The sequence below is a fragment of the Leptospira meyeri genome, from assembly GCF_004368965.1.
In the GTDB taxonomy this organism is placed as follows: Bacteria; Spirochaetota; Leptospiria; order Leptospirales; family Leptospiraceae; genus Leptospira_A; species Leptospira_A meyeri.
On sequence record NZ_SORO01000001.1, the window covers coordinates 890,160 to 915,192 of the forward strand.

General features: G+C 39.5%; 20 protein-coding genes and 1 tRNA gene. 4 read left to right on the plus strand and 17 right to left on the minus strand.

Annotation, left to right across the window (positions count from 1 at the left end; genetic code table 11):
- Positions 1-58: 58 nt before the first annotated feature.
- From CLV96_RS04235 to rlmN, 4 genes are all read right to left on the minus strand, one after another.
- On the minus strand, positions 59-2,059 hold the full coding sequence (locus CLV96_RS04235) for a methyl-accepting chemotaxis protein (RefSeq protein ID WP_004788596.1): 2,001 nt from the start codon (positions 2,057-2,059) through the stop codon (positions 59-61).
- A gap of 227 nt (positions 2,060-2,286) precedes the next feature.
- Positions 2,287-3,993 (minus strand): ArnT family glycosyltransferase, encoded by a 1,707-nt coding sequence (locus CLV96_RS04240; protein ID WP_004788624.1) that lies wholly within the window; start codon positions 3,991-3,993, stop codon positions 2,287-2,289.
- Complete coding sequence (locus CLV96_RS04245; RefSeq protein ID WP_081581577.1) at positions 3,990-4,274, minus strand: Cys-rich protein; 285 nt, start codon at positions 4,272-4,274, stop codon at positions 3,990-3,992. The genes CLV96_RS04240 and CLV96_RS04245 overlap by 4 nt, the downstream gene beginning before the upstream one ends.
- Positions 4,261-5,319 carry a 23S rRNA (adenine(2503)-C(2))-methyltransferase RlmN gene (gene rlmN / locus CLV96_RS04250; protein ID WP_040917725.1) on the minus strand — a complete coding sequence of 353 codons (1,059 nt, stop codon included), beginning with the start codon at positions 5,317-5,319 and terminating at the stop codon, positions 4,261-4,263. Before rlmN ends, CLV96_RS04245 begins: the two co-directional genes overlap by 14 nt.
- Positions 5,320-5,532: 213 nt before the next feature.
- Here rlmN and CLV96_RS04255 point away from each other — a divergent pair, with 213 nt between their 5' ends.
- The gene (locus tag CLV96_RS04255) at positions 5,533-6,852 is read left to right on the plus strand and encodes a sterol desaturase family protein (RefSeq protein WP_004788635.1); all 1,320 of its coding nucleotides are present in this window, start codon (positions 5,533-5,535) and stop codon (positions 6,850-6,852) included.
- Here CLV96_RS04255 and CLV96_RS04260 read toward each other — a convergent pair.
- Both CLV96_RS04260 and CLV96_RS04265 read right to left on the minus strand, forming a co-directional pair.
- Positions 6,836-8,830, minus strand: a complete 1,995-nt coding sequence (locus CLV96_RS04260; RefSeq protein WP_004788745.1) for an LTA synthase family protein — start codon at positions 8,828-8,830, stop codon at positions 6,836-6,838. The two genes, CLV96_RS04255 and CLV96_RS04260, sit on opposite strands and share 17 nt — an antisense overlap.
- Before the next feature lie 69 nt (positions 8,831-8,899).
- Entirely contained in the window at positions 8,900-10,135 is a 1,236-nt protein-coding gene (locus CLV96_RS04265) for a PQQ-dependent sugar dehydrogenase (RefSeq protein WP_004788488.1), read from the minus strand.
- A 72-nt stretch (positions 10,136-10,207) separates the two neighbouring features.
- On the opposite strand from CLV96_RS04265, the gene CLV96_RS04270 reads away from it, so the two are divergent.
- Positions 10,208-10,510, plus strand: a complete 303-nt coding sequence (locus tag CLV96_RS04270; protein ID WP_040917724.1) for a transmembrane 220 family protein — start codon at positions 10,208-10,210, stop codon at positions 10,508-10,510.
- 101 nt (positions 10,511-10,611) lie between these two features.
- Here CLV96_RS04270 and sufB read toward each other — a convergent pair whose 3' ends face one another.
- From sufB to CLV96_RS04290, 4 genes are all read right to left on the minus strand, one after another.
- Positions 10,612-12,006, minus strand: coding sequence for a Fe-S cluster assembly protein SufB (gene sufB / locus CLV96_RS04275; RefSeq protein ID WP_004789224.1), 1,395 nt, complete (start codon positions 12,004-12,006; stop codon positions 10,612-10,614).
- Positions 12,007-12,040: 34 nt separating this feature from the next.
- Positions 12,041-12,634 carry a peroxiredoxin gene (locus tag CLV96_RS04280; protein ID WP_004788801.1) on the minus strand — a complete coding sequence of 198 codons (594 nt, stop codon included), beginning with the start codon at positions 12,632-12,634 and terminating at the stop codon, positions 12,041-12,043.
- Between the two features lie 35 nt (positions 12,635-12,669).
- Positions 12,670-14,178 carry an ATP-binding cassette domain-containing protein gene (locus CLV96_RS04285; RefSeq protein ID WP_004788912.1) on the minus strand — a complete coding sequence of 503 codons (1,509 nt, stop codon included), beginning with the start codon at positions 14,176-14,178 and terminating at the stop codon, positions 12,670-12,672.
- A 183-nt stretch (positions 14,179-14,361) separates the two neighbouring features.
- Positions 14,362-16,926, minus strand: coding sequence for a hypothetical protein (locus tag CLV96_RS04290; protein ID WP_004788561.1), 2,565 nt, complete (start codon positions 16,924-16,926; stop codon positions 14,362-14,364).
- A 162-nt stretch (positions 16,927-17,088) separates the two neighbouring features.
- Between CLV96_RS04290 and CLV96_RS04295 the strand changes: the two genes are divergently transcribed.
- Together CLV96_RS04295 and CLV96_RS04300 are read left to right on the plus strand one after the other, a co-directional pair.
- Entirely contained in the window at positions 17,089-17,493 is a 405-nt protein-coding gene (locus CLV96_RS04295) for a PaaI family thioesterase (RefSeq protein WP_002973585.1), read from the plus strand.
- A gap of 4 nt (positions 17,494-17,497) precedes the next feature.
- Positions 17,498-17,584 (plus strand) — tRNA-Leu (locus tag CLV96_RS04300).
- Positions 17,585-17,592: 8 nt separating this feature from the next.
- On the opposite strand, the gene CLV96_RS04305 is transcribed toward CLV96_RS04300, so the two are convergent.
- The 7 genes from CLV96_RS04305 to CLV96_RS04335 are packed head-to-tail and all read right to left on the minus strand — an operon-like array spanning position 17,593 to position 25,030.
- A complete protein-coding gene (locus CLV96_RS04305) occupies positions 17,593-18,366 on the minus strand; it encodes a hypothetical protein (RefSeq protein WP_004788498.1) in 774 nt (257 codons plus the stop codon).
- Between the two features lie 15 nt (positions 18,367-18,381).
- Positions 18,382-19,731, minus strand: a complete 1,350-nt coding sequence (locus CLV96_RS04310) for an N-acetylmuramoyl-L-alanine amidase (protein ID WP_208325383.1) — start codon at positions 19,729-19,731, stop codon at positions 18,382-18,384.
- A 42-nt stretch (positions 19,732-19,773) separates the two neighbouring features.
- The gene (locus tag CLV96_RS04315; RefSeq protein WP_004788887.1) at positions 19,774-20,526 is read right to left on the minus strand and encodes a hypothetical protein; all 753 of its coding nucleotides are present in this window, start codon (positions 20,524-20,526) and stop codon (positions 19,774-19,776) included.
- A gap of 58 nt (positions 20,527-20,584) precedes the next feature.
- Positions 20,585-21,244, minus strand: a complete 660-nt coding sequence (locus CLV96_RS04320) for an O-methyltransferase (RefSeq protein WP_004788924.1) — start codon at positions 21,242-21,244, stop codon at positions 20,585-20,587.
- On the minus strand, positions 21,241-22,080 hold the full coding sequence (locus CLV96_RS04325) for an MBL fold metallo-hydrolase (protein WP_004788527.1): 840 nt from the start codon (positions 22,078-22,080) through the stop codon (positions 21,241-21,243). Before CLV96_RS04325 ends, CLV96_RS04320 begins: the two co-directional genes overlap by 4 nt.
- A complete protein-coding gene (locus tag CLV96_RS04330; RefSeq protein ID WP_004788724.1) occupies positions 22,080-23,483 on the minus strand; it encodes a M16 family metallopeptidase in 1,404 nt (467 codons plus the stop codon). The genes CLV96_RS04325 and CLV96_RS04330 overlap by 1 nt, the downstream gene beginning before the upstream one ends.
- Complete coding sequence (locus tag CLV96_RS04335) at positions 23,480-25,030, minus strand: M16 family metallopeptidase (RefSeq protein WP_004788381.1); 1,551 nt, start codon at positions 25,028-25,030, stop codon at positions 23,480-23,482. The genes CLV96_RS04330 and CLV96_RS04335 overlap by 4 nt, the downstream gene beginning before the upstream one ends.
- Positions 25,031-25,033 lie beyond the last annotated feature (3 nt).

The following is a 25,033-nucleotide window of genomic DNA, read 5'->3' on the forward strand; positions in this document are numbered from 1 at the left end:
GCCAATCCGCTTTTGGATCGACCTTAGACTGGGGAAAGGCCGTTCTCGTCCAGGTGCATTAATTTTTTGTAATGGTAAACCGTTTCGTAATCGCACGAAGGGTATCGGCCGCATGGGAGAGTTTTTGTGAGGAGGAAGCCACCTGGTCAGATCCCGTGGCAATATGCATGGTTTCATTGTTAATCCCAATCACAGACTGGGAAATTTGCACAATGGCACGCTTCTGTTCCTCAATGGCCCCACGAATGGTTTCAGACTCCAGCCCCACTTCGGTGGACCTTGCATCCACTTCCTGGTTATAATTCAATTGGGACTTAGTCGCTTCGGAAAGGCGTTTCATCACACTCTCCACTTCGGCGATATCTCGAATGATTAAGTTAAGGAGTTCCACCGAAGATCGAATCCCTCTTGCACCTTCTTCCAACTCTTTGCTATTTTTTCCAATCATATCCTCGATGGCTTGGATGGAATGCGCCGTTTTGTCTGAAAGTTTGGAGATCTCTTCGGCTACAATGGCAAACCCACGACCCGCCTCTCCTGCTCTTGCAGCTTCAATCGCTGCATTTAGTGCCAGTAAACTTGTTTGGTCCGAGATTTCGTCAATGAGCCCAATCACTTCTTTCATTTCAGAGGAAGATTCCAAAATGACATTAATCACATCCTTCATTTGATTGAGTGATTCCCCACCTAGTTTGGCTTGTTTGGTTATGTTTTCCGTATTGGCAAGGGCCGCCTTGGTATCCTTTTCGATTTGGATGGCACCTTGGGAAAGTTCCAAAATCTTTTCATTAAATTCGATTATATTATTATGTTGTTTGGCCGTGGATGCAGCCGTGGTTTCCATACTAGCTGCCACTTCTTCTGTGGTTGCAGAGATTTCTTCAGCTGAAGCTGCAGTCCCTTGGGCCATATCCGAAAAACTAGATGAAGAATTTCGTAATCCTTCTGCAGAAGAGGCAATCTCTTCTGCGACTGTTTGGATTTCTCCCAAGGAATTTCGAATGCTTTTGACAAAACCATCTAAAGCCAAATTCATTCGGCCAATCTCATCGTGGTTGGTAAGCGTAAATGATTCAGTTAAATCTCCTTTTGCCATTTGGTCCAAAATGACAACAGAGTTTTCTAAAGGCAAAAGGCGTTTTTTAAGAAATCGAAACACTCCAAAAACCACAAGAGCCGTAATCAGAAACACAACGACTACTGCAAAAATTGCAACTTGTATAAATCCTGAATTCATATCAGATTTAGGAAGGACCACTCCAATGATGGTATTCCATTCTTCCAATCGTTTGATAAGAAAGGCAAAGTCCTTTCCATTTTCTGTATATTCGAAATAAGCTCCGTCTTTGGCTTCCAAGATGGGTCGGCCTTCTGGGATTTTACTTAGGTCCAATTTTAAAATTTTAGATTTATCGGGACCAGCAAAGACAACTCCTTTGGTAGTAATGGCTGTGATGTATCCACTAGCACCTACATGAATTCCTTCTCCCATTCGTTTCGAAACTTGTTCCAAGTTCAATGCAATCCAAAGAATCCCAATCAGTTTCCCATTGTCTTCGATGGGAAACGAAATAAGACTGACCGGCAAACCAGTGATAGGTGATTCCTGAACAGAACCGATCAAATACTGTTTTTTAAGAGCAACCACCACATGGTCTCCTGTTTTGGATTCTTCCAATTGGTATCCAATGGATCTAGGAATCCCTGCTGCAAAAATTTTAGCGTTTTGGATGGGCTCCGATAGAAAGATATTTTCGTATTCTCCATTTGCCTCTTGCATGATTCCAATAAGAAGGTCAGTAGCAAATTTAGATTTTCCCGTTTGAAAGGAATCTTTGATTTCTCTCTGTTTGGAAATAAGGCCAGCGATACGAAGTTGCGATTTATAATAATTGGAAAGTTCTGCTCCAGCACTTTTGCCCGCGTTTTCCATTTCTCCTCGGTAAACTTTAAGAAGAAGTCCCCAATTCAAATACAAAATGAGAGCCGATACAACTGTGGATAAAACTAAAATGGAAAGGAATGTATAGAGACCAAGGATGTATTTTAAACTTTTCATATACTCTGTATGTGACGTGTTATGATGAAATTTTTAAGGGGGAAACGAAGGATTTATTGAAATTAATTTCCAAACTGGCAAGCTTCTTTTTGTTTTGATTGAAAACAATGTTCTCTTAGGAGGAATCCTCAATCGATATTTTTTACAGTCGCCAAAGGGCAAAAAAAAAAGGCCCTGATTCTGACATCGAAGGGCCCTAAAAACCAGACTTACACAATTTAGCCTAGTTATACTTTCGAATTTTTAGAAGATTTCCCCTGAATTTTTTTTAGCCAAACCAAAGAAATTTTCTTTGTGACGAGGTTTCTTGTCTCTTTTTTCAAAAAAGCAACGTTTGGAGTGGCTACTTTAAAGGATTCCCGCTCAAGAACTGGCTCAATCGAATATTCGGCACCAGCAAATTCTTTTAATTGGCTTAGTTTTTCCGATGGAAGGATAAGAAGCCTTTCTGGTTTTTCCGACCAAAGTTTGTCTAATTTATCCTTATCATAGACATTGCGAAAATTTCGCTCTGCATAAAATCCATAGGACCTTTTGGAATTGGACAACCAAAAGGTATAAACAACTGGTTCGTTTGGTTCCAGTTCTTTGATTTTAGCACCAAACTCTTTTGCCGGTTGGTAACTCGTGAGAAGAGGATAAAATTGTAAACTAATGGAACTAAAAAACAAAGTAGCACCAACAAGTGTCACAAGTACTTCCAAAGGAATGAGCTGTGCGAGTAACAAAATCAGTAAAATCCCAATAGCCCCGAATACGTAATACACGATTCCCACTTCTGCAACAAAAACCGGAATGAGAAAGTATCCCACTAAATACACAAGCCCTGCGATGAGAAAAGAAGGACGAAGCCTTTCTACACTTGAACGAAATAAACTTTCTTCCGCAATCTTTCCAAAATAGAGCGCAGCCCCAGGAAGCACCCAGTAAGTATACTGCGGGAGAGGAAACCTGGAAAAAGAAATTAAAAATAAAAATAAAAATACCCAAAACGGAACCACAAAGTCGATGTCTTTGTATTCATTGGAACGGATTTTTCGAAGGATTTCTTTCCAACCAAGAGATTTGATATAATTATAAGTTCGAAATGCAATGTAGATGATCATAGGTACCACTCCACTAAAGAATGCCCATGAAAAAGATTTATAAAAGTAAAATGGATCGAACTTCACATCATACATTTCTTTGTAGAACCGTCCAAAGGATTGGATCCACAAAAAGAAGGAAGGCCCATAGGAATTAAAACTTTTGTATAAAAGAACACACCAAAAAGCTGGAAGGGATGCAAGAACCAGAATCCCCGTTGGTACTCGCATCGAAAGAAGTAACTTCCAATCCCTTCGAAATAGAATATCTCCACCAATGGATAGAGCAGGAATGACTACAGAAATTGGACCTTTGGTAATAAAACCCATAGACATCATGAGATACATTAAGTAGAAATAGTTGGGATTTTTTTTTCTTCCCAAATAATAAAAATGATAAGTAAACACCAAGTAGGCAGTAAGATACACATCGATTTTGGGATCCACGATCATTGCATAAAATCCCGGTGCCAAAAGATAAGCAAAAGAAGCTAAGTATCCTTGTCTTTCTTTTCCGCCCGTCAGAATGGTAATTCGATAGATAGAAAAAACAGAAAGAAGACTTAAAAAAATGGCCGGAATTCGGAAGGCAATATTACTGATTCCGAAAAGAGAAAAAGAAGTAGCAATGGTCCAAAACGTTAATATGGGTTTATCTAAGTATCTTCTACCATTATCAAATAAAGTAAAAAAATCACCAGATAACACGAGTTCGCGGCTAATACTAGCATACTGTGAACTATCAATATCGATCACGTCCAAAGGAAGTGTAAATAAAATAGGAAGGGTTGCGAGGAGTAAAAGAATTCGATAAAAAATTCTTTCAGAAGGAGTCAGTGTTTCTTTCATTCTAATGTACCAATTTGGATGAGACATTGTCCAAATCCTTTGCAGGAATTTGGTTCTTGGTCATAACATTGTAAAATATCGCTATTATGAGTGGTGCATCCATCCATACATTGAATCCTACCTGTGCGTTTGACATCAGGTGCTAAAGTGAGTTTTAGTTCTTCTTCTGTGCAAGAGATAAAAACTTCACAAGCCGCTTGGCATTTTTTTTCGACTATATCTTGGCAGTTTGTTACCAATAGGACTAACGTTAGAGTTAAAATCCAATTACCGTGTTTCACTTCGTATTCCTTTTAGTGCTAACATTCCACAAGCGCCATTGATGTCACGACCAGGACTTCTGCGGTTGAGGATGGGAGCCGTTGTTTTAGCCTTGAGATGCATAACAAAGTCTTTTACTTCGTCATCGGTTGGCCTTCGCCATCCGGTAAAATCTGTATTGAGAGGGATCACATTTATTTTGCATTTATTTACGGAACGAGAAATTTTTGCGAGCCGTTCGGCATTGTCACGACCCATATTGACGTCCGGAATCATTACGTATTCAAAGGTAATGGCTCGGTCAAGTTCCTTGGTAAAACGTTTGGCTGATTCGATCAATTTCTCTAACGGATGTTTGTCGTTTACATCCATCACGGATGAACGTGAGTTAGGGTTTGGATGGTTTAAAGAAATCGCAAAATTAAATGGTTCTTTATTTTCGATAAACCGGTTGATCCCCGTGGTGACACCCGCTGTGGAAATGGTAATACGGAGAGCTCCGAGGCCAAATCCGTCTTGGTCTCTGAGAATGTGGGCTGCCTTCATCACAGAAAAATAATTGTGCATGGGTTCACCCATTCCCATAAACACGATATTGGTGGCACGATCGCCGACCAGACGTTCTACTTGCAAAACTTGATCGAGGATTTGCCAAGTATGAAGGTTGCCCTTGTATTCCAAAAGTCCGGTCGCACAGAATTTACAATTGAGAGTACAACCAATTTGAGAAGAAATACAGATGGTCTTTCTTCCCCCATCACCAGAAGGAATCCAGACAGCTTCAATTTCTTTGTTTTCACCCACATAAAAAGTGAACTTCCGAGTCCCATCTTCTTTGGATGCGAGGTCCCGACCCAGTTCAATTTCTGGATAGTGGGTATGTTCTTTTAATTTTTCACGGACCTCTTTGGATAAGGTGGTAAACTGATCCAAATTCGTGTAACGATTCTTATAAATGCCTGTATAAATTTGTGCGGCTCGGTATTTTTCCAAACCCAAAGAAACACAGATCTCTTCTAGTTCTTTTTTGGTTTTCCCTTTGAGAACCGGTATTTCCTCTTTCATTTGTTTGGAACATCCACCTTTAGCCAATCTTTTCGTTGCCCCCCGTCGGGACAAGGATTTCCGGCAATTCTTTTAGACTTACCTTAGATTCTTTCCTGATACAAGTCGAATTTGAAATCCAAAAGAAACCTGTTCGAAAAATGGTTCTCCAAATGGACATTGACTTACACACACTGATTCAAAAGCCTAGTATCTAGTGAGGGAAATTTACGAATGAATAGCGACGCCTTTATGGAATATGCCTTTATCGTCATGGTCGCACTGATAGGGATCGAAATCTTTGTTTCCTACATCAAAGGCAAACAATACTACCGGTTAAACGTTCTCATTGCTGATGTCAGCACAGGTGTGATCTTCGCATTGATTGGAGTGGTCATCCTCCTCGGTGCTCTCTATGTTTACGACAAAATAGAGACAAATTTTTCGCTCTCCGCCTTAGGTTATCATTTTTTTCCTTTGGAAAGTCCATTTCAATTCTCCCCTAGTTTTTCTGTGAACTGGCAAGCACTGGGAGCTTGGACTTTTGCCGTTGTTTTTGCAGATTTTGTTTATTACTGGTTTCATAGACATTGCCACGAAATCAATTTGTTTTGGGCCACTCATGTTACCCACCACTCCACACAAGAAATGAATTTGTCCGTTGCGTTTCGTGGAAATGGACTACAAAGAATATTCGAATATATTTATTTTCTATCAATGGCCCTTCTTGGAATTCCTTGGGAGATGTTTTTACTCAGCCATAGAATTCTAAAAGTGTATCAGTTTGTAGTTCACACTCGTTTTGTGGGCAAACTGGGATTTTTAGAAGAGTTTATGGTGACACCATCCAACCATAGGGTCCACCACGGGGTACAAAAAAAATACATCGACCGAAACCACGGCGGAATCTTTATCATTTGGGATCGGATGTTTGGATCGTTTGAATGGGAAACGGAAGAACCAATCTACGGATTGACAAAACCAGTTAACTCCTTCAACCCCATCACAGTCAACTTACACGTGTTCAAGGATATGTTTTTTCAAATTCTGGAATGCAAATCTTTTGGTGATGTTTTTAAAACAATCTTTGGACCCCCTGGTTGGAAACCAAGTTATCTAATCACGAGTGCAGACGAAGCCCAAGAACCCACAAAAATTCTAAAATATGATCCCAAACCTCCAATGGGCGTGATGATCTATGTAGCACTCCAAGCTGCCGTTCTTATGGCTGTGGGTCTTGTGATTTGGAAAGTTGCCAAAATCAATTTGGAGAAAGATATGGTAACACTTGGAATTTTATCCGTTGTCATCATCTTTAGTTTGTTTTCGATTGATCGAACTATGGAAATGAAACGATGGTCAAGAAGAACGGAAGTGGTACGAAACGTATTATTTATACTCGCTTTTGTTGCGGCTTTAGTTTACTCCAATATTCCTAATATTGAAATTTTTGCCATCCCACTCATAGGCCTTTCGTTTGTATCCCTTGTTTGGATTGTCATCAAACGAAAGACCTTCTTTGATCTCAGTAATATTTCTAATACTTGGTATTAGTTTTTATCTCTTTTAAAACGGACTCCGAAGGGAACAATTTGTTCGACTTCAGGAGTTCGTCTCCTAAGTTCAAAAATGCTTTTGTTTTATCCCCATGTTTTTTGCATAAATTGATATCCTTGTAACAAAGCCCCAAATCCACAAACGGTTGTTTGATGGTTTTTGTTTCTCCTTGCCCACCAGAAACTGATTGGTAATACAAAAAATCATCTTCAATCCATCCAAAGATATTCCCATAAGCAAAATAAGCAGAAGAACCTTTTACTTTTCTTAAATCACGACCCATCACGCTAAAGTAAACTTCCCTTTCCATAAACCCAAGGATTGTAGGAATCAAATCAAGTTGAGAAGTGATATCTTCCCTAAGTTCTGGTTTGATTTTTCCCGGCGCATAAATTAGAAGGGGGACATTTCTGTCTTCGTAGTAGTTTAGAAACCGATGGTGGCTATGATCAGAAACAAAAAAGAAAATCGTATCTTTAAAGTAAGGAGCTTTTTTTGCTTTTTCCATATATTCGTTCAAAGCAAAATCCGCATAATGCAAAACATTTAAGTATTCACTGTCTTGTGTAGTGGAATCAAACAAACGAAACTTTTCTTCCGGCACCTTATAAGGATAATGTGTGGTTCCTGTATGGATTACAGAGACAATCGGTTTTTCTGGTTTTACATTCAGAAGGCGTTTGTGCATGGCATCGAGTGATGCTTCATCCAAATAACTCCATGGCCCTGTTTTGTATTCTGGATTTTTTTCTAACTCCGTTTTACCAACCAGAGTATCAAACCCCCAATGGTACATGATACTACCTTTGTTATTAAAACTAAGATCGGTTCCCGTTACAAATAAAGTTTCATACCCTATGGTTTTTGCGATATTCCCAAGGCCTGAAAAACGATTGAGGATTTGCGGAGTGCGAACGGCAGTGAGGCCTGGTCTGTCTGGAATTCCGCCCATCAGTGCCATAAGACCGTTTGTGGTCCTTCCCCCACTTGCAAAAAAGTTTTTAAAGAACATTCCTTGGCGAATGAGTTGGTTGAAGTAAGGTGTGACAACCTTTCCATCCACTTTCCCCGTTCCAATGATATCAATAAACTTCCCAGTCCAACCTTCGAGAACCACCACCACAATATGTGGCAAAGGTTTTGTCGTATTAATGGTTGTTTTACGGAGAAGAGGGTATTCTTCGCTCACGAAACTAGCACCAGGATAATTCACTTCCTTTTGGACAATGGCACTTGCCTCTGCCAACTTCATATAGTGGCGGTCATCGACTTTGGTCATCTTAAGGTCCGTGATGACGGTAAATCCAGGATTTAGAACCAAATCGTTGATGATGGTTTCTTTGGTAATGATGGCATCACTTGTGCGAAGGGGACTCGTTTGGACTCCCCCACGAATTCCAAGGACAAGAAGTGCAAGCACCACAAGAAACTGAAGCCCTGCCCATTTGTAATGTAGGTTTACATGAGAATAGGGAAACTTGGATTGGATTTTGTAAATTCCGAACCCAATGCCGGAAATCACAAGAATTCCTAGTAAAAATAGGAAAGGATTTTGGGAAAAAGCAGATCCAACAAGTGGCAACATCTCAAACCCAAGATAAGCAAAGGCCTCGTATCCCAAATGTTTGTTTCCGTTTTCATAATAAATCAGATCTGCAATGAGAAGAAATAGCAGCAGAATAATAAAAATTACCGGTAAGGTTCGCCAAACTGCCCTATATATTTTATTGCGATTAAAAAAATGCAAACTTGAATACAGTAAACTGACACCAAGTAACACACATAAGACGGAAATATCAAACCGAGCCCCTTTTACGAAAGCCTTTAATAGAATCCAAGTTGATTTATCATGAATCCTGTAGGAATACATGGTAAAAAAAGCGACACGATAAATGGTAAGAAATACAATCCCAAGACTCGCAAGGAGTAAATGAAACCGAATGTAAAACGGCAATTTAGAAAATAGTTTTTTCATAAATAAAACTTATAGTAACTTCCATAAAACTAAAATAGATGAATCCGCAGGTCTTTGATCACTGTACAGTTATGGTTTTACCATTTTATAAATGGTTCCTGATTGGTAATCTGCCACAAAAATTTCCCCATCATTGTCCCGTCCAAATGTGGGAATGAGTATGTTCCATTTTCCAAGAGCGATCGTTTCAGTGACCTTGGTATTTTCTCCTGGTTTTGGAACTGGGATCGCCCAAATTTTACCTTGGATAAAATCTCCAAATACGTACATTCCTTTTAATTCAGGAATGGCAGATCCCATGTAAACATATCCACCTGTGATGGATTGACCTTCTTCTCTGCCATATTCATAAAAAGGAGGTTCGTATAGTGCCGTATTACAACCGTCAGTAAAACAATGAAAACCTTCGGTTTGGTTCCAACCATAGTTTTTACCGGATAAAATGACATCCACTTCTTCGTAAGCATCTTGTCCCACATCAGCAACAAGCAAACGTCCGTCAGGCGAAAAACTCATCCGCCAAGGATTTCGAATCCCATAAGCAAACGTTTCCGGAGCAAATCCCGCTTTTCCAACAAAAGGATTATCGGAAGGGACGGAATACGTTTTTTTTAAGTTTGGATCTGGTATGGGACTAATTCTTAAAATAGAACCAAGAAGAGTATTGGGATTTTGTCCGTTGTTTTTCGGGTCAGCTCTCCAACCTCCATCCCCAAACCCAATGTACAAATGTCCATCTGGGCCAAATGCCAACTGCCCCCCATTGTGGTTAGGATAAGGTTGCTCCACTTGCAATAACACCCGTTCGTTTGTAAGCTTCATGCTATCGAAATCAGTTGGATTTTCTACTACCCATTCGGAAACGATGGTGACATCTTTACTGCCAATCGACTTTACATAGTTTGTGTATAACTTTGGTTGTTTGGGAAATTTAGGATGAAAGGTGAGGCCAAGTAAACCCTCTTCGCTGTCTGTGATCACAGGAAATTTCGCAAGCACCCGGCTTGTTTTTTTCTCCCTATGAAAAAGAATCATATTTCCTGCCTTTTCAAGAGCAAATAAAAAGGGACTGTCACCCGGTGGGAACTGGATGTCTGTTGGCTCTTTTACCTTCACTACTTCTTGTAAGGAAATAGCAACTTGTTTGCGACCGGAATCGACACCAATAAAAAGAGGTTTGGATCCGAGCACCTGGCCATCGGTTTCATACTTTTTATTGTAATTTTTCATTACACCGCGAATCAAATCGTCGCAAGAAAAAGTCATGGAAAGAAAGGAAAACAAAACAAAGATATGGATTTTCATACTACTAAAGGTTCCCTCATTAAGATAATTGGCTTGGATTTCTCTCCGCAATCAAAAAAATTAACCGCAACTATGAAACTCTTTCGAATCCTTTGTATTCCCGTTTTTCTCTACTTTGCTTATTTGCAATTGAACGATCCTGATCCTTACCTTTGGTTTCCCATTTATGCGTTTGTGGCGCTCATCGCCTTTGCCAGTTTGTTTTACCCCGTTCCCAAGTTTGTGGGATGGATTCTAATACCCATTTATCTTGTTTTAGCCGGATATTATTTTGCTCACAGCCCGTATTTTGGGATGGAAGTGGAAGAAGTGAGAGAATTTTTAGGATTACTGATTGCTTGTGCAGCGGTAGCACTTCTCGTTTTTAAGAAATAAAGACCATTCGGTTTCAAACTTTACCGGTAGTTCTTTTTCCATTGTGGCAGGAACGGGAAGAAATACAAAAAGGGAACTAAGAGAAAATGGATTGCCGAAATTTATTTTTCGGCAATCACCTTTCCATCTTCTAAAATCATTTTGATAAGTTTTGTCATCTCAACAGAATACTCCACATCTAAATGTTTGGTGACCCCTTCACAAAATCCATTGATGATGAGTAACTTCGCATCATCTTCAGACATCCCTCGGGATTGGAGGTAAAATAATTGGTCGTCATCAATTTTGGAGACAGTGGCTTCATAATTCAATGTGCCCTCTTCTCCTGATACATCATTGTAAGGATATGCATGTGACTGAGAACGGTTGTCCATCATCAGTCCATCACATTTGATATGGCTATACGAACCCTTGCTAGATGGTTCAAACTTCACAAGACCGCGGTAGGAATTGATTCCTCCATCTAAGGCAACACCTTTGGCTAGGATATTAGAACGAGTGTTTTTTCCGACATGGATGATCCGAGCTCCCGTATCTTGCACTTGCCCACTTCCAGCAAAGGCCAAAGACAAAACATCCCCTGTCGAATGATCCCCTTGTAAAATGATCCCTGGGTATTTGATGGTATTGGCACCGATGTTACAATCTGTCCAAGTGATGTGAGCTGCTTCTTCGCAGATCCCCCGTTTCACGGTCCAATTGTACATATTCTTTTTCCAGTTTTGGATGGTGGTATAAAAAATTTTAGAATCTTTTTTGGCAACAAGCTCTACCACTGCAGTATGAAAGTTAGTTCCTTTGTCTTGGACAGAAGTACAACCTTCGCTGTATTCCAAATGAGCACCTTCATCTGCAATCAGAAGTGTGCGTTCATATTGTCCAGAACTTGCTGCGGTAACTTTAAAATATGCCTGAAGAGGCATCGGAGTTTTTACTCCCTTCGGAATATAGGCAAATGATCCTCCGCTAAATACAGCAGAGTTCAGCGCAGAAAATTTATTATCACCAATCGTTACTACAGTTCCTAAATATTCCCGTACAAGTTCGGGGTATTCACGGATGGCAGTGTCAATGTCACAAAAAATAATTCCTAAATCAGTGAGTTCTTTTTTGACATTCGCATAAATCGTTTCGGAATCATTCATGGTTTCGATTCCGGCAAGGTATTTCCTTTCGTGTTCAGGAATTCCTAATTTTTCAAAACTACGTAGGATTTCTGGATCTACTTCGTCCCAAGATTTTTTCTTTTTTTGGTTGGAACCTACGTAATGCACATAGTCATCAATATCGATATGAAATTGCGGAATGAATCCCCAAGTTGGCATGGGTTTCTGTTCATAGACTTCAAAAGCCTTCAAACGAAATTCTGCGAGCCAACTTGGTTCATTTTTAATGTGAGAAATCGATTCAACAACCTTACGAGTGAGTCCCTTTGGAAAATTATCAGGTTTATAAAATTCGAAAGGTGCCTTGTCTAGATCGGCAGTTGATTCCATTGTTTCTCCCTTCTCTACTCTAGAGAATTTTTTATTAATTCACAGAAGCGAAGTAAGCTTTGGATCCAGTAGGATCAGCTTTCATCGTTTTCTTTCCTTCGTCCCAATTCGCAGGGCAAACTTCACCATGTTTTTCCACAAATTGGAAAGCTTTGATAAGACGAAGTGCTTCTTCAATGTTACGTCCTACTGGTAGGTCGTTAACAGTTGCTTGGCGGATAACTCCCGTTGGATCGATGATAAAAGTTCCGCGTAACGCAACTCCTGCATCAGGTCCAGACTCGATGAGAACTCCAAAAGACTTTGCAATTTCTTTTGTTTTGTCAGCGATGAGTGGGTATTTGATCTCTCCAATACCACCTTCTTTTCTGGCAGTTTTTTTCCAAGCTAAGTGTGAAAATTCGCTATCAACAGAAACTCCCAAAACCTCAGCTCCGATCTTTTTAAAATCTTCGAGTTTTGCATCGTATTCAATAATTTCTGTCGGACAAACAAATGTAAAATCGAGCGGATAGAAAAACAGAACCACCCATTTTCCTTTGTAATCTGACAATTTGATTTCTTTAAAACTGTCCCCGATCACTGCAGTTGCTTTAAAATCTGGGGCATGTGATGTCACTTGTGGCATAAAGTCACTCCTTAGAATTATTCTAAGTACAATCCTTAGATTCTGTCTAGATGTTTTTGAACGAGCGACAGGTTTTCCAAACGCCATTCTTCCTTTGCCAATGTTTCCACAAACCTACGGTCATGACTTACCACAACGAGTGCAGAACCAAGTGTGGCCAAAGAAGATTCTAATGCTTCCAAAGATTTGAGATCCAAATGGTTGGTTGGTTCGTCTAATAAAAGTACCTCCGGACTTTCTTCCAAATGAAGTGCGAGGTAAAGTTTTTTCCCTTCACCTGGACTGATCGATTCTGATTCAGAAAATCGTTTGGGGTCGCTTCCTAGCCTATGTATGCCTGAAAGCACTTTGGCCTTTTTCTCATCAGATAAATTTTGAAATTCCAAATGGAATATTGATAATTCTTTTTTTGAAAATTCTTGAGGAAGATACAAATAAGAAATCCCTTTCTCTCGGATGGATTGGACCAAATGCCGAAGGAGTGTGGACTTACCCGATCCATTTGTCCCTGTGATGGCAATCTTTGAATCCGGAAGAATTTTCAAATGATTCGACAAAGAAAATGACAAATAATCCAAATTAAGTTTCTTGCCATCAAACGAGTATAAGGTGTTTCTCTTCGAACGAGAGACCTTCCAAACGATCCCTAAATTTTCTTTTTTTGGAAGTTTTTCCCAGATTTCTTTTTCTTTTTCAAATGAATGTTCAGTTCTTCTTTCGATTTGATTTTTCAATCGCCCTGCTTGGCCATCTTTACCAGTCACCCTTGCGAGATTCTTTTTATGCCTTGCGTCATGGTCATTCAGATCTAAACCTTTTTTTGATCTGCGCTTATGAGAGAGGCTTGCTTCTTCCCTTCTTCTTTTCAGTTCGGCATCCAGTTTTTTACGTTCCGTTTTTGCAATTTCCCAATTGTGAATCCGTTCTTCTGCTTCTCTTTCCATTTCTTTTTTGCCTTCGGAGTAATTTCCTGGTCTATGGGAGAAGAAGTTTTTTTCCAAAAATACACAAGAGGTAGTTACTTCATCTAATAATAACCTATCGTGACTAATGAGGATTCCAATTCCCTGGTAAAACAAAATGGCATTTCGAATGATTTGGTTACTTTGGGAATCGAGATGATTTGTGGGTTCATCTAAAATCAATACATCCGAATTTTTTGACAAAGCCATTGCCAAAAGAATCCTTCGTTTTTCACCAAAACTAAGATACTCATAATCTTCTACCGATTGGATGGTAATTGCAAGAAGGCTCTTCCAAAACCCAGATTCTTTGGTATCATCATAAAGAAAATCGCCCAAGTCTTCCTCCGAAAGATCGGTTCCTTGAGAGATAGAACAAACAAACTGATTTCCCAAAACAATGCCTTGGTCGGGAAGAATCTCTCCGGCCAAAATTTTGGCTAGAGTGGATTTCCCACTTCCGTTTTTTCCAACGATACCAGTCCAACCTTTTCTGAAGTGTAGGTTTAAGTTTTGGAACAGAGGTTCCGACTGAGATTCGAACTGAAATGTTAAATTTTGAATGGTAATATGATCGGACATGCGACAAGCTCCTGTATTTTCCAAGGGGGAAATAGGCAAACAAGTCTAGTCCTAAGAGATTAGGAAAAGAGGGGATTTAGTGATTTATTTTTTGCTTACCTATTTGATTTAAGCCGCAGTCTCATCGGAGTGTACCTCTACTATGCTCATTAGACTGAATGAATGATCAAAAGTTGTCAAGAGTTAGTTGCCTTTCGCCATTAAGAATTTTTCCATAAACTCTGTAATATCTCTGATGTTTCGATTGATCATTTTCCTTAACTCTGGTGGGATATTTTGCGATTTGATGACGCGGTAATAGTTCAAAGCATTTTTTAACATCTTCCGACGCGCAAACTCTTGAGCCTTCATTAACATCGGTTTGTATTTATAATAAGAGTACTCCATAATAGAATAATTCTTTGACAAACGGAATGCATGCGGTATCTTTCCAAAGTCATAGGTCAGCGTTAAAAAGGGAGCATCGTCTGCTTCTGGAGGTTTTAGTTCCAAAACCCCATGAATGATTTTTTCAGGTTCCTCTTCTGTGGCTTTTTCCGCCATCTCATCCAGAGGGATAGGAGATTCTTCCTCTGCAATCTCACCCAAATTCCCATCAACAATTTCTATTTCGGGAGCTTCTGCATCTTCGATCGAAGGGCCTTCTCCAGGGAAACCAGCTTCCTCTTTTAGTTTACGATCTCGAAAGACTTCATCAGCATCGGGAAGACCAATCCTTAAATCTTCACTTGTAAGCGGACGGTTTGTGAGTTCCACCTGAATAGGTACATCTGTTTCAATAATGGTTTCAGATTTATTGGAATCCGCTTGTTCTTTAGGCTCAGCTTTTGGTTTTATTAATTTATCAGTTTGCGGATCAACAGGATCCGGGAGTTCTAATTCCTTACGGAGAGAATCAGTTGTTGCCTCCAACCAATTGGGTTCTTCATCTAACGAACGTTCTTGGGGATGAAGTGGTGGTTCTTTTTCATCTCTACGTAAATCGTTGGGATCAGGAAGGCCAATCAGTTCTAAATCAGAAAAATCTGGAAGTTTTAAACCTGGTTGGTCAGGAAAATAAGGTTTTAGTAAATCATTAAGAGAGGCTTCTTCTCCCTTTGCTTCGAGATCCTTTGCCTTTTTTTCAATTTTCTTTAAGGCTTGGCCTTTTAAAAAATCTTCCCTTTCTTGGAAACGATCTTTTTTCCGTCTGTCTTCTCCAGATCGTCTATCTTTTCTTCCTGCAATATTTGTTCGTCTATCTGGATTTTTTCTTCTTTCTTCCCCTGACCTTCGATCAACAAGAGGAAGATCCTTAAACTGTTTCCAGTCGTTCGAGAAAAAAGTATCTTCCGGAAGATCAAGTTCAGATACATCTTTTTTAGATATTTGATCAGCGAGCGCTTGTAAGTCGAGAGGTTGTCTCGGACCAGCAGCGGATCCAGGACTTCCTGATACACCAGGCGAACCCGGTTGGCCTTGAAGATCCGGTGGAACATAAAATGGACCAACGATTCCTGAACCGGGGGGTGCCATCGGAAACCCAGGCAGAGCTCCCGCAAGACCACCGCTCGTCAAACCTTGGTTTAACGATTGTAAAAGTTGATCTTGGTTTTGGATGACCTTGGGATCAACTCCGGGACCTCCCGGCGTTGATTGTAAAAACTGGTACACAATGGGATGAACCAGTTGGTTTCCCCCGGCAACAGTTTGGTTCAGTTGCGGTGTCGAAATCGAATTCTCTTGTCCACGTTTATCTCCCAAGGCGGGTTTTTCTGTGGAACTCGGCGGAAGCGGAGGTGGAGGCAATTGCGAAGGTGGTTGGGAAGAGGGTTGGTTGGTTGGTTGCGGAAAATTCGGTGGTGGACTGCTCTGCGCAAACTGAATGGCACGAGCAATGGATTCGGCAAATAGTTCAGAAACTTCTTTTAATGCACTGACAAGATCCCCTAAGTCTTTGTCGGCTTTCGGTTTAGCATCTTTTTTCTTTTGGTTCTCTTTTCCAGAAGGATCCGATTTTGCTTCACCCTTACCTGGCTCTGTCCCCTTTCCCGGTGGAGGATTGTCTTCTAAAAACTCTTCTAGATCCTGGATGTTTTTTTTGATTTTTTCTTTGATCTCTTGGTCAGGGATTCGATTCCCCGTCCGCTCAAAGATCTCAATTGCCTCTTCCACCTGTTCCGCTTCCACAAGTGCTTCTGCGTTGAGAAGCGGTCTTCGGTGAAAACTATACTTAGAGTTTTTTGAAATGATATCATCTGCAGAGAAACTGATATCTGGAGTATCTCGTCTAGGCCTTTCGCCAGATGAAGAGGAAGAAACATCACCCCCATCTTCACCAAAATCACCTAACGGGAGATCGCTGATGTCTTTGGGAGTTTTCGGTTTCTCTCGGCGTTTCCTTCCTGGTTTTGAATCTTTCCCACCACTGGCACCACCAGATGCTCCCAAATTTTCTTCGTCTTCTGATTCTAAATCTGACAACCTTTCTGAAAGTGGTTTGGGTTTGGACTTAGGTTCTCCCGGATCTGTTTGGAAATTTAATTCTTCTCCGCGACCGCCACGAGAAGGCCTTTCTTGTTTTGTGGACTTTGCCCTAGATTCTTTTTTTGGTTCTTCCTCTTGCGAAGATTCTCTCTGTTGTTTCCGCCTTTTTTGGCGGGGACTCATATCTCCTGATGGCCTAGCTCCCCCCTCGCTACCAGCGATATCATTGAGGTCGGCACCAGTGCCAGAGAGACCGAGTAACATCATGAGGGTGGTTAACATAAAAGGGTTCTACTCTATATTTTCGAGGTTTGCTATGCTGTAACTTAAGGTAGACTCGAAGAATATTCAATTTCTCAGCAATTTACGCAAGTCTTTAGGCCAAAATGACCGCAAGTTCTTTTTCTGCTTGACACAAGAGAAATTCTTGCGTTCCATGGTGGCATGAAATCCGTTGCGAAAAAAAATCTCAGCTTTGCCTCCTCACCGGACAATGCAGACGGGTTGCAGTTAAAGATCACATTCGACGAAGACACAAAAACTGCCTTCGGTGATTACACCTGCCCCGAAAAATACCAGGGTTTACCGGACCAAATCCATCCAGGTATTATTTCTACTATCTTAGACGAAATCATGGTCAAGATCAACGAAGCGATGAATTTCGAAACCACTACAGGTGAATTGACGATTCGATTCTTACAACCTGCAAAGGTAAACGAACCACTGCACTTACGTGGTTGGTTTGTGAAAAAGAATAAAAAAATCATAGAAAACCGTGCTGAAATAGAAAATGAGATCGGCAAAATAGTGGCCCGCGGAAAAGGTAAATATATCGAAGCTGAAGACTGATTATGCCGATGTGGTGGAATTGGTAGACGCAGTGGATTCAAAATCCACCGATGGTAACATCATGCCGGTTCGATTCCGGCCATCGGTACCAACAGTAATTTAGTTCGAATTCTTCTCGCAAGCCTTTAGATAAAAATCTTCTTCGATTCTGTCTATGGCTTGTAAGACAAGGGAAATCTCCTCTTCTTTCATATCATCAAAGATCTCTCGCCCTTCTTTTAAAATTGAAACTCCGAGAGAAATCCCCTTTCGATCTTCTTCCGTGTAAAGACCTCCTTTCGATTCCATCCTTACAAGAATATCTTCCATAATGAGAATGATCTTTCGAATGAGTTCTGCATTCGAAAACACTTTGAAAAGTCCACTAATGTCCTTTCGGAAAGCATCTGCTTTTTCTTTTTCAACCTTTGAGATTAGAAATTCCATCGCAAACTCGGAATTGAGTAAACCAACTTGATTTTCATGACGGTCAAGCTCCAATACAAGTTCTTCTTCAAACTGATGGGCTGTTACATAGGAATGTAAAGCAGCAAGTCCCGCTTTCAGTGCCATAGGAAAATGTTTTCCAAATCGGAAGATAGACATTGCCAAGTTCCCAAGAATCCCCCAAATTTTTGTGGGATGGTTGACAAAGCCAGATAACGCATCAAAGGCGGCGTCTAATTCCTTTCGTTTAGAATACTCTGGATAAAGATACTCTAAAAAAAAATGTAATAATTGGTCAATTTTTGAGCGTGAAATGGAGCTAAATTCTGGATAAAGTTTCAAATTTTCAGAAGAGTATCTTTTCACTAAAGAAGATTGGTACATTAGAATCAGCTCTTGGAAAAGAGGATGTTGGAGAACTTTAGAAGATTCTTTTTTGGGTTTCATGGAAAAAACTGTTACTTATAAAACTTCATCAAAATAGGTCTCATATCGTTCCCAGTTTACTTTTTTACCTTTAGGATTGTATGGAAGCGAAGGGATTTTTTTGACTTCCAAACCAACAAACAGAGAATATATGCCCACAGCCAAAGAAATGGCAGTCTCTTTTTTGTTTTGGGTTAGGTATTTGACATCACGGCTTCGGTTCACATATCCAATTTCGATGAAGGCACAAAGGGCATTGGTGTATGTCGGAAGACTATATGTAGAAATGTACGGCTTTTGAATGGGACCAAGTTCTGGATAAGGAGAGTCCTTTTCTTTCAATAAAACAGGGAGTCCATACTGGACAAAACGCATGAGCTCTTTGGTTACAAAATGGTTGTCACCACCAAACCCTTCTCTTCCACCTTCCCTTCTCCACTCTTCTTTTTTCCCTTTTTCCCTTTCCCAAAACTTTCCCGTTTCAGAAAAAGTTTCATGATCTGTGGCATACGGTCCCGGTTTTCCGATTTGTTTTTCCCAATTGGGATCATCTGCGTAACGCCAACTAACCATATTTTGGCGGTAGCCTTCAAATTTTGTCAGATCTGTATCTTTGCCATTTTTTTTAGGCCAATACCCATGAAAATAAATCCAAGTGTCAGCAATGGCATTTTCTAGTTTTGACCAACCGGATTGAAATATTAACCATTCCGACCAAGGACCATTTGTAAATCCGTTCGGTGAGTTCTTTTTCGCTGAAATGTTTTTTAACTTTGAGAAGGTTTTGTAGCCAGGAGTGAGGACAGCTCCCATTCCACCCGTTTGTCCTTTACTGGCAGGATTCAAATGTAAGGACAAAACAAGTTGGGGTTTTAGTTCATTGATTTTGGAAAGCCTACCCTTTCGCCTGACACCTGTTTTCTGATCCGGAAAATCATACAATCGATACAGAGCATTGGGATCATCAGAGTTTGGGTCATCATCAAAGGAAGACTCACGCGTGAGTTTACTTTCCAAGATCACTCGTTGAAAATCTGATTTTTTAGAGAATAATTTGAGATAACCTTCAAATTCCTTCCAACCTGCTTCGGTCTCTGTCAATTTTAAAACTCGGTGGACTTCTTTGGCCAAGTCAAGAACCACCTTTCTTTCCGTTACACTCCCGTGTTCGGTTCCTTGTTTGTATGTTTCTAAATAAGTTTGGGTGACACTATCGTATTTATCTCCATGTTGTGCCTTGGGGTCTTTGGCAATCCCTCCATGGCCAGGGTCTACCACAATCCGAAAGACAGGAACAGCTTCCAAGGAAAAGGAAATAAATACAAAATAGAGAATAGATAAATATTTTTGTAAGTTACGAAAAGACAAAGAGACCACGATGGTCATTCTCCGCTCACCAGGGAACGGAGAAAAGAAAAAGTTTATAATCTATTTTGCGTTTTGCGATTGGTTAAAGATTTGGTTTCTATTATCGCTTAAGTCTTTTCCGTACTTATCAGAAATGGCTTTTTTATCCACTTCTGCTTCTTTGAAGTCCGAAAGGATTTTAATTCCATAATCTTTTGCAATTCGGTAATGTACGATGGCATCGTAAAACCTGTCTTCCCGGGACATGTCAGTGGCAAGGCCCATTTGTCCATACGCAATCCTAAGTTTCTGTTGTGCTTCTGCAATCTCGCGGTAAGGGATGATGGCTTTAGACCCTTCCCCAGAAGTCTCAACAAGTTGGGATTGTTCTTGGTTTGTGATCAAGTCAGCACATTCAGCAAGAAGGTTTTGTGTTTTAGTATCGTAATTTTTTGAAAATTTTCCAAGAAGAGTGGATATATCTTTTTCCAAAGCGACCATCGCTTTTCCAGAAGCAATGTAAGCTCGACGATAATAATAACGTAAAACCACTTGGTAGTCTTTTTTGATTTTTTCTAAAGCGGTTTTAGAATCAGGAACTTCATCTCCGAAGTTAGCTGTAACAATCGTTAGAAGTTTGATTGCATTAATGGCTCTATCTTTATTATTTTCAGAAATATTTTTGTATTGTTTACGTTCTAAATTATTTCCTTGGTCCAGTTTATCGAGTTCCTCGAAGGACTCTTTTCCTTTTTCCGGCGCCCCTGATTCTTGGGCAAAAACTGACAAACTAAAGATACAAAACAAAAGGAAGATGAAACTATTTTTTAACACGAAACTTGCTCTCCTTAAACCAAGGAGCAGAATACACAGAAAAGAGGAGGTTTGACTACTATTTTTTATCCTTTTGAAAAAAGAGTAATCCATCACCAACGGGATACAAAGTATAACCTAAAACTTGGGATTTCACCTCATTCCAAAGAGCCATCACGGCTAAATCAGAAGGTTTCTTTGGATCGGGAGAAAGGACTCTTCCATGCCATAACATATTATCGAATAAAAAATAAGACCCTGGTTTTGCTTCTTTCCATAGGATTCGAAAGATATCCAGGTAGGTAATTTTATCACAATCCACAAAAAAAAGATCTGATCCTACCCACTCTGCATATTCCCTTTCCAAATAATCCATCACAGAATCAGTCACTCGTTTAACATGAATTTGATCTAAAATTTCCATTTTTTGGGCATACCCATCCATCAAATCAGCTTGTTCTTTGTGTCGATCCACGGTAATGAATTTTGAATTGGGAGAACCCACTGCCATCCAAAGAGTAGAGTAACCAAGCCCGGTTCCCAGCTCCAATACTTGTCTGGGGTTAATGAGAGAAACCAAATGGGATAAAACAGCCCCAGTGGCTGCCGTGACTATGGGGATATTTTTTTCTTTGGCATAAAATTCCATTTCTGCAAAAACAGGATTTGGTTTGTACACCAAACTCGTATCAATATAAGATTCAAGTTCGGGAATGTAAATGCTGGGTCTTGGTTTCATGATTTAGGAGGTAAAAAAAGAGAAACTCTATCTTTTAAAATAGGTGGTATTTTTTTTCGAACAAGTTCGTTTAACTCACGATAACTATACCGTTTGGAAGGATGAATGAGAACAATGGCTTCATTTTCAAAAGAAGAGGCATTTGCTACAATTTCATCGAAATGAGTATGACCCCATTCCCTAGCACGATTTACATCTCTTTTTTCGCAGTAGTAAGTGCATTCCATAAAGAGAATTTTACTTTTACGAACATCTTCATTTTCTAATACGTATTCTATTTTTGTATCGCCAGAAAAAGAAACCAAAGGGATGGAAATTTCTTCTGTGGGATCTTCGCCTAAATCTTTTTTATTGCGAATTTCTTCGGAACTGAGGCTCGTCCATTCTTTCTTTAATTTTCGTTTCGTTTCATATACTGTATAACCTTGCGATGGAACCCGGTGAAAACTTTGCCAAGGTTTAAAAAAATATCCAGGTTTCAATTCAACCCTATCTCCAAAGTCTAAACCGATCAGTTCACACTCATAATCAAAATCTTCAATTTCAGAATATAATTTTAAAATTTGAGACATTTTTGGTTCCAAAGATTTTGGAAGATAAATTTTGGGAATAGGAAGTTTACGAAGGCTCCTTTGAGAAACATAGTAAGGTATACCACAAGAATGGTCTAAATGGGCATGAGATAATAAGATCTTTCCAATGTGAATTTTATCTGGATTGATAAATCCAAAATCAAACATAAAGTCGAGAGAAGGACAAATGATGGAAGTTCGAATTCCTCCTTCGGACAAACCTTCAAATTTAATTCCTTTGTATTCAAAACTTGCAGTTAACATCAATCTTCCGGATTTATTACCTTGACTGCTTCTTGGAAAGATGACTCAAGAACCTTCGGACCAACAATGGTAACAATCAATTTGTCGGATCGAAAATATAGTTTGCCAACTCGTTTTAAATCAGCAAGAGTTAATCGGTCAATTTCTTTCCTAAAATTTTGTAAGTATCCCTCTGGCATTTTATGATCGCGTCTTCGGACTTCACTTGCCAGAGTCCTTTTATCATCTTCAAACTGGAATACAAACTGATTGATGATGGCGTTCTTTGCACGAACGAGTTCCTCTTCTGTCAGTGAATCAATTAGTTTTGGTTGTATGAGTTCTCGCATAAGAGATAAAACTTCTTTTGCTGATTCCTTTTTGGTCATTGCGAAGAACTGAATGGTTCCGTAGGATTCCTGGAAATCTGTATTACTTCCGGCAGAATAGGCAAGCCCCCGATTATTTCGAATTTCTCTCATATAATAAGAGTTAAATCCACCTGCACCAATGATATAATTCAAAACTTGAATGGCATAAAAATCTGGATGGTTGTGTTCGGGAAGTACTCCCATCATTGAGATAAAGGTTTGACTCACATCTTTTTCGATGAGTCGTATATTTTTTCCTTCTTTTTTTACATTTTCAGAAAGAGCGACTGGTGTAATGACTTCTACGTTTTTATTTTCAACACTAGGGCTTAAATTAGGAAAAAAACTGTCGAACGACTTGAGATCATAATCCCCAGTCACAAGAAATCTTCGTTTGGGTTCTTTTAAAATTTCGGTTTGGAATTCTATAAGATCAACTAATCTTACTGTTTCCAAGGAAGATATTTGCATTGAAGTTCCGGCAATGGTTCCACGAAACAAAGACTCTTTTGCCTTCCTTGTGCCAAGGGCAGTAGGATTGTCATTTCTTCTTTTGAGTTCTTCTGTGAGCTTACCTTTTGTTGTCGCAACTAAGGTATCATCCAAGTTAGGTGAATCGAAAAAAGATTGGATGATTGGGATCACTTCCTTTTCTGTCGCTTTCAAATAAGCAAAACTAAATATTGTTTTTTCATAATCGATGGAAACAGAAAATGATGCCCCATAAAACTCCAAAGTTTCTAAAAACTTTTCTTTGGGGAATGTTTTAGATCCTGATAATTCCCAACTATCTTCTAGAAGTTTTGTGATCTCCACAGATCTTTTGCCTAAATTTTTCCTACCATGGTAAACATAGATATCCGCATACACGATGGGGAACTCAGCATTTTTTAAAGAAAAAACCTCAACGCCAGATGGTTGTTTAATGGACTTAATTTCAGGAACTTCAAATTCCAAGGGTTTAAATTGTAAATCGCGGACAAACTCCCCCATCTCACGAGCAGAGAGATTAAAAAAACTAATTCCGATTAAAAATATATAAATACGTTTCATTCTGATTTTTTCCTTACATCTTCCAATATACCAATCACAACTTTATCTTTAGTTAAATATGTCGGGATAAGGGTTTGGATATCCTTTGATGATGTTATCATAATGGTAGAATATTGACGAAATAAACCCGACCAATCACCATATAACAGCTGATAATAGCTCAGCAAATCAGCAATGCTTGCATTTTCATCTAAGGTTTTGATAAAATCAGAAACCATCTGATTTTTAACTTTATCTAATTCTTCTTTCGGAACACCGGATTCTTGGATTTTCGAAAGTTCTTCCCATATGATCCTTTCGATAACCTCTGGTTTTGCTCCTTCATTCGGTTTTATAAAAAACACAAAATAATTTTGATATCGTTCTCCTGGATAACCATTAGCTGCCCCGACACTCAGAGCTAATTTTTCTTCCAATACAAGTCGTTTGTATAACCTAGAACCAGTTCCTGAAGTGAGGACTGTTGATAATACATCAAAAGAGGAATTGTCTTTATGAGGATATGGAGGTTTAAGAAACCCCATCATCATTTGGCTTCCAGATGGATGATAAACTTTGAATCGTTTTTCACCAGGAAATGATTTTTCTTCCACCTTGTAAGTCGGTCTTGGTTTCCCTGGTTTTAATTCAGAAAAATACTTACGGATAATGGACTCCGTTTCTTCAAAATCAAATTGGCCAACAACAGAAATCACCATTCGGTCTGGAGTGTAATGTTTTTGAAAGAAGGCTTTTGTATCGTCAATTTTTAAGAAGGGAAGACCTGCTGAATAACCAATGACTGGTTTACGGTATGGGTGACTTTCAAATGCCAAAGAAAAAAACTTCTCTCGCAAAACAGCACCACCGTTATCGTCGGTTCGCATTCTACGCTCTTCAATCACAACATCTCTTTCCGTATAGTATTCACGTAAAATAGGGTTTTTTAAGCGATCGGATTCTATTTTTGCCCAAACTTCAATTCGGTTGTTGGGAAGTTGGATTTGGTAATTGGTGACATCTTGCGAAGTGTAAGCGTTGAATCCTACTTCACCGTTCTGTTCATAAATATAAGAATCTTCGTTTTTTACAATAAACTCATCTTGTAATTGGATGAGGTTTTTTAATCGACGCTCTAAGGTTTCTTTTTCCTCTTCCAATGATCTAGGAATGGCTTCGCCACGAGTTGTCAAATCACGAATTTTTAGTTTGAGATTATCGAGCTCCGTTCCCCAAACTTCGATTTGTTTTTGGTATTTTTCTTCTTTTTCGTAGTTTGTGGTACCGACTGTTTTTGTTCCCTTGAAAAGCATATGCTCCAGAAGGTGGGCAGTTCCTGCTTCCTCTGGTGTTTCATCCACAGCACCCACAAGAAATTTGATGTACAAAGCAACTGTTGGAGAAGTTCCCCGCTTCATCATCACAACCGTCAGTCCGTTGTCCAAACGAACGGTTTTTATCTTTTCACGAAACTGTGATTCTGAGGTTCCAAAGAATTGGTCCTGGGAAAAAAGAGGCAAAAATTGTAGGAAAAAACAAAGGAAAAAGATTCGTAATTTCGACATCATCTA

Bases quoted from the DNA above. Each gene is read 5' to 3' on its own strand.
- CLV96_RS04235 (WP_004788596.1), bottom strand. From the start codon at position 2,059: ATGAAAAGTTTAAAATACATCCTTGGTCTCTATACATTCCTTTCCATT.
- CLV96_RS04240 (WP_004788624.1), bottom strand. From the start codon at position 3,993: ATGAAAGAAACACTGACTCCTTCTGAAAGAATTTTTTATCGAATTCTT.
- rlmN (WP_040917725.1), bottom strand. From the start codon at position 5,319: ATGAAAGAGGAAATACCGGTTCTCAAAGGGAAAACCAAAAAAGAACTA.
- CLV96_RS04255 (WP_004788635.1), top strand. From the start codon at position 5,533: ATGAATAGCGACGCCTTTATGGAATATGCCTTTATCGTCATGGTCGCA.
- CLV96_RS04260 (WP_004788745.1), bottom strand. From the start codon at position 8,830: ATGAAAAAACTATTTTCTAAATTGCCGTTTTACATTCGGTTTCATTTA.
- CLV96_RS04265 (WP_004788488.1), bottom strand. From the start codon at position 10,135: ATGAAAATCCATATCTTTGTTTTGTTTTCCTTTCTTTCCATGACTTTT.
- CLV96_RS04270 (WP_040917724.1), top strand. From the start codon at position 10,208: ATGAAACTCTTTCGAATCCTTTGTATTCCCGTTTTTCTCTACTTTGCT.
- sufB (WP_004789224.1), bottom strand. From the start codon at position 12,006: ATGGAATCAACTGCCGATCTAGACAAGGCACCTTTCGAATTTTATAAA.
- CLV96_RS04280 (WP_004788801.1), bottom strand. From the start codon at position 12,634: ATGCCACAAGTGACATCACATGCCCCAGATTTTAAAGCAACTGCAGTG.
- CLV96_RS04285 (WP_004788912.1), bottom strand. From the start codon at position 14,178: ATGTCCGATCATATTACCATTCAAAATTTAACATTTCAGTTCGAATCT.
- CLV96_RS04290 (WP_004788561.1), bottom strand. From the start codon at position 16,926: ATGTTAACCACCCTCATGATGTTACTCGGTCTCTCTGGCACTGGTGCC.
- CLV96_RS04295 (WP_002973585.1), top strand. From the start codon at position 17,089: ATGAAATCCGTTGCGAAAAAAAATCTCAGCTTTGCCTCCTCACCGGAC.
- CLV96_RS04305 (WP_004788498.1), bottom strand. From the start codon at position 18,366: ATGAAACCCAAAAAAGAATCTTCTAAAGTTCTCCAACATCCTCTTTTC.
- CLV96_RS04310 (WP_208325383.1), bottom strand. From the start codon at position 19,731: ATGACCATCGTGGTCTCTTTGTCTTTTCGTAACTTACAAAAATATTTA.
- CLV96_RS04320 (WP_004788924.1), bottom strand. From the start codon at position 21,244: ATGAAACCAAGACCCAGCATTTACATTCCCGAACTTGAATCTTATATT.
- CLV96_RS04325 (WP_004788527.1), bottom strand. From the start codon at position 22,080: ATGTTAACTGCAAGTTTTGAATACAAAGGAATTAAATTTGAAGGTTTG.
- CLV96_RS04330 (WP_004788724.1), bottom strand. From the start codon at position 23,483: ATGAAACGTATTTATATATTTTTAATCGGAATTAGTTTTTTTAATCTC.
- CLV96_RS04335 (WP_004788381.1), bottom strand. From the start codon at position 25,030: ATGATGTCGAAATTACGAATCTTTTTCCTTTGTTTTTTCCTACAATTT.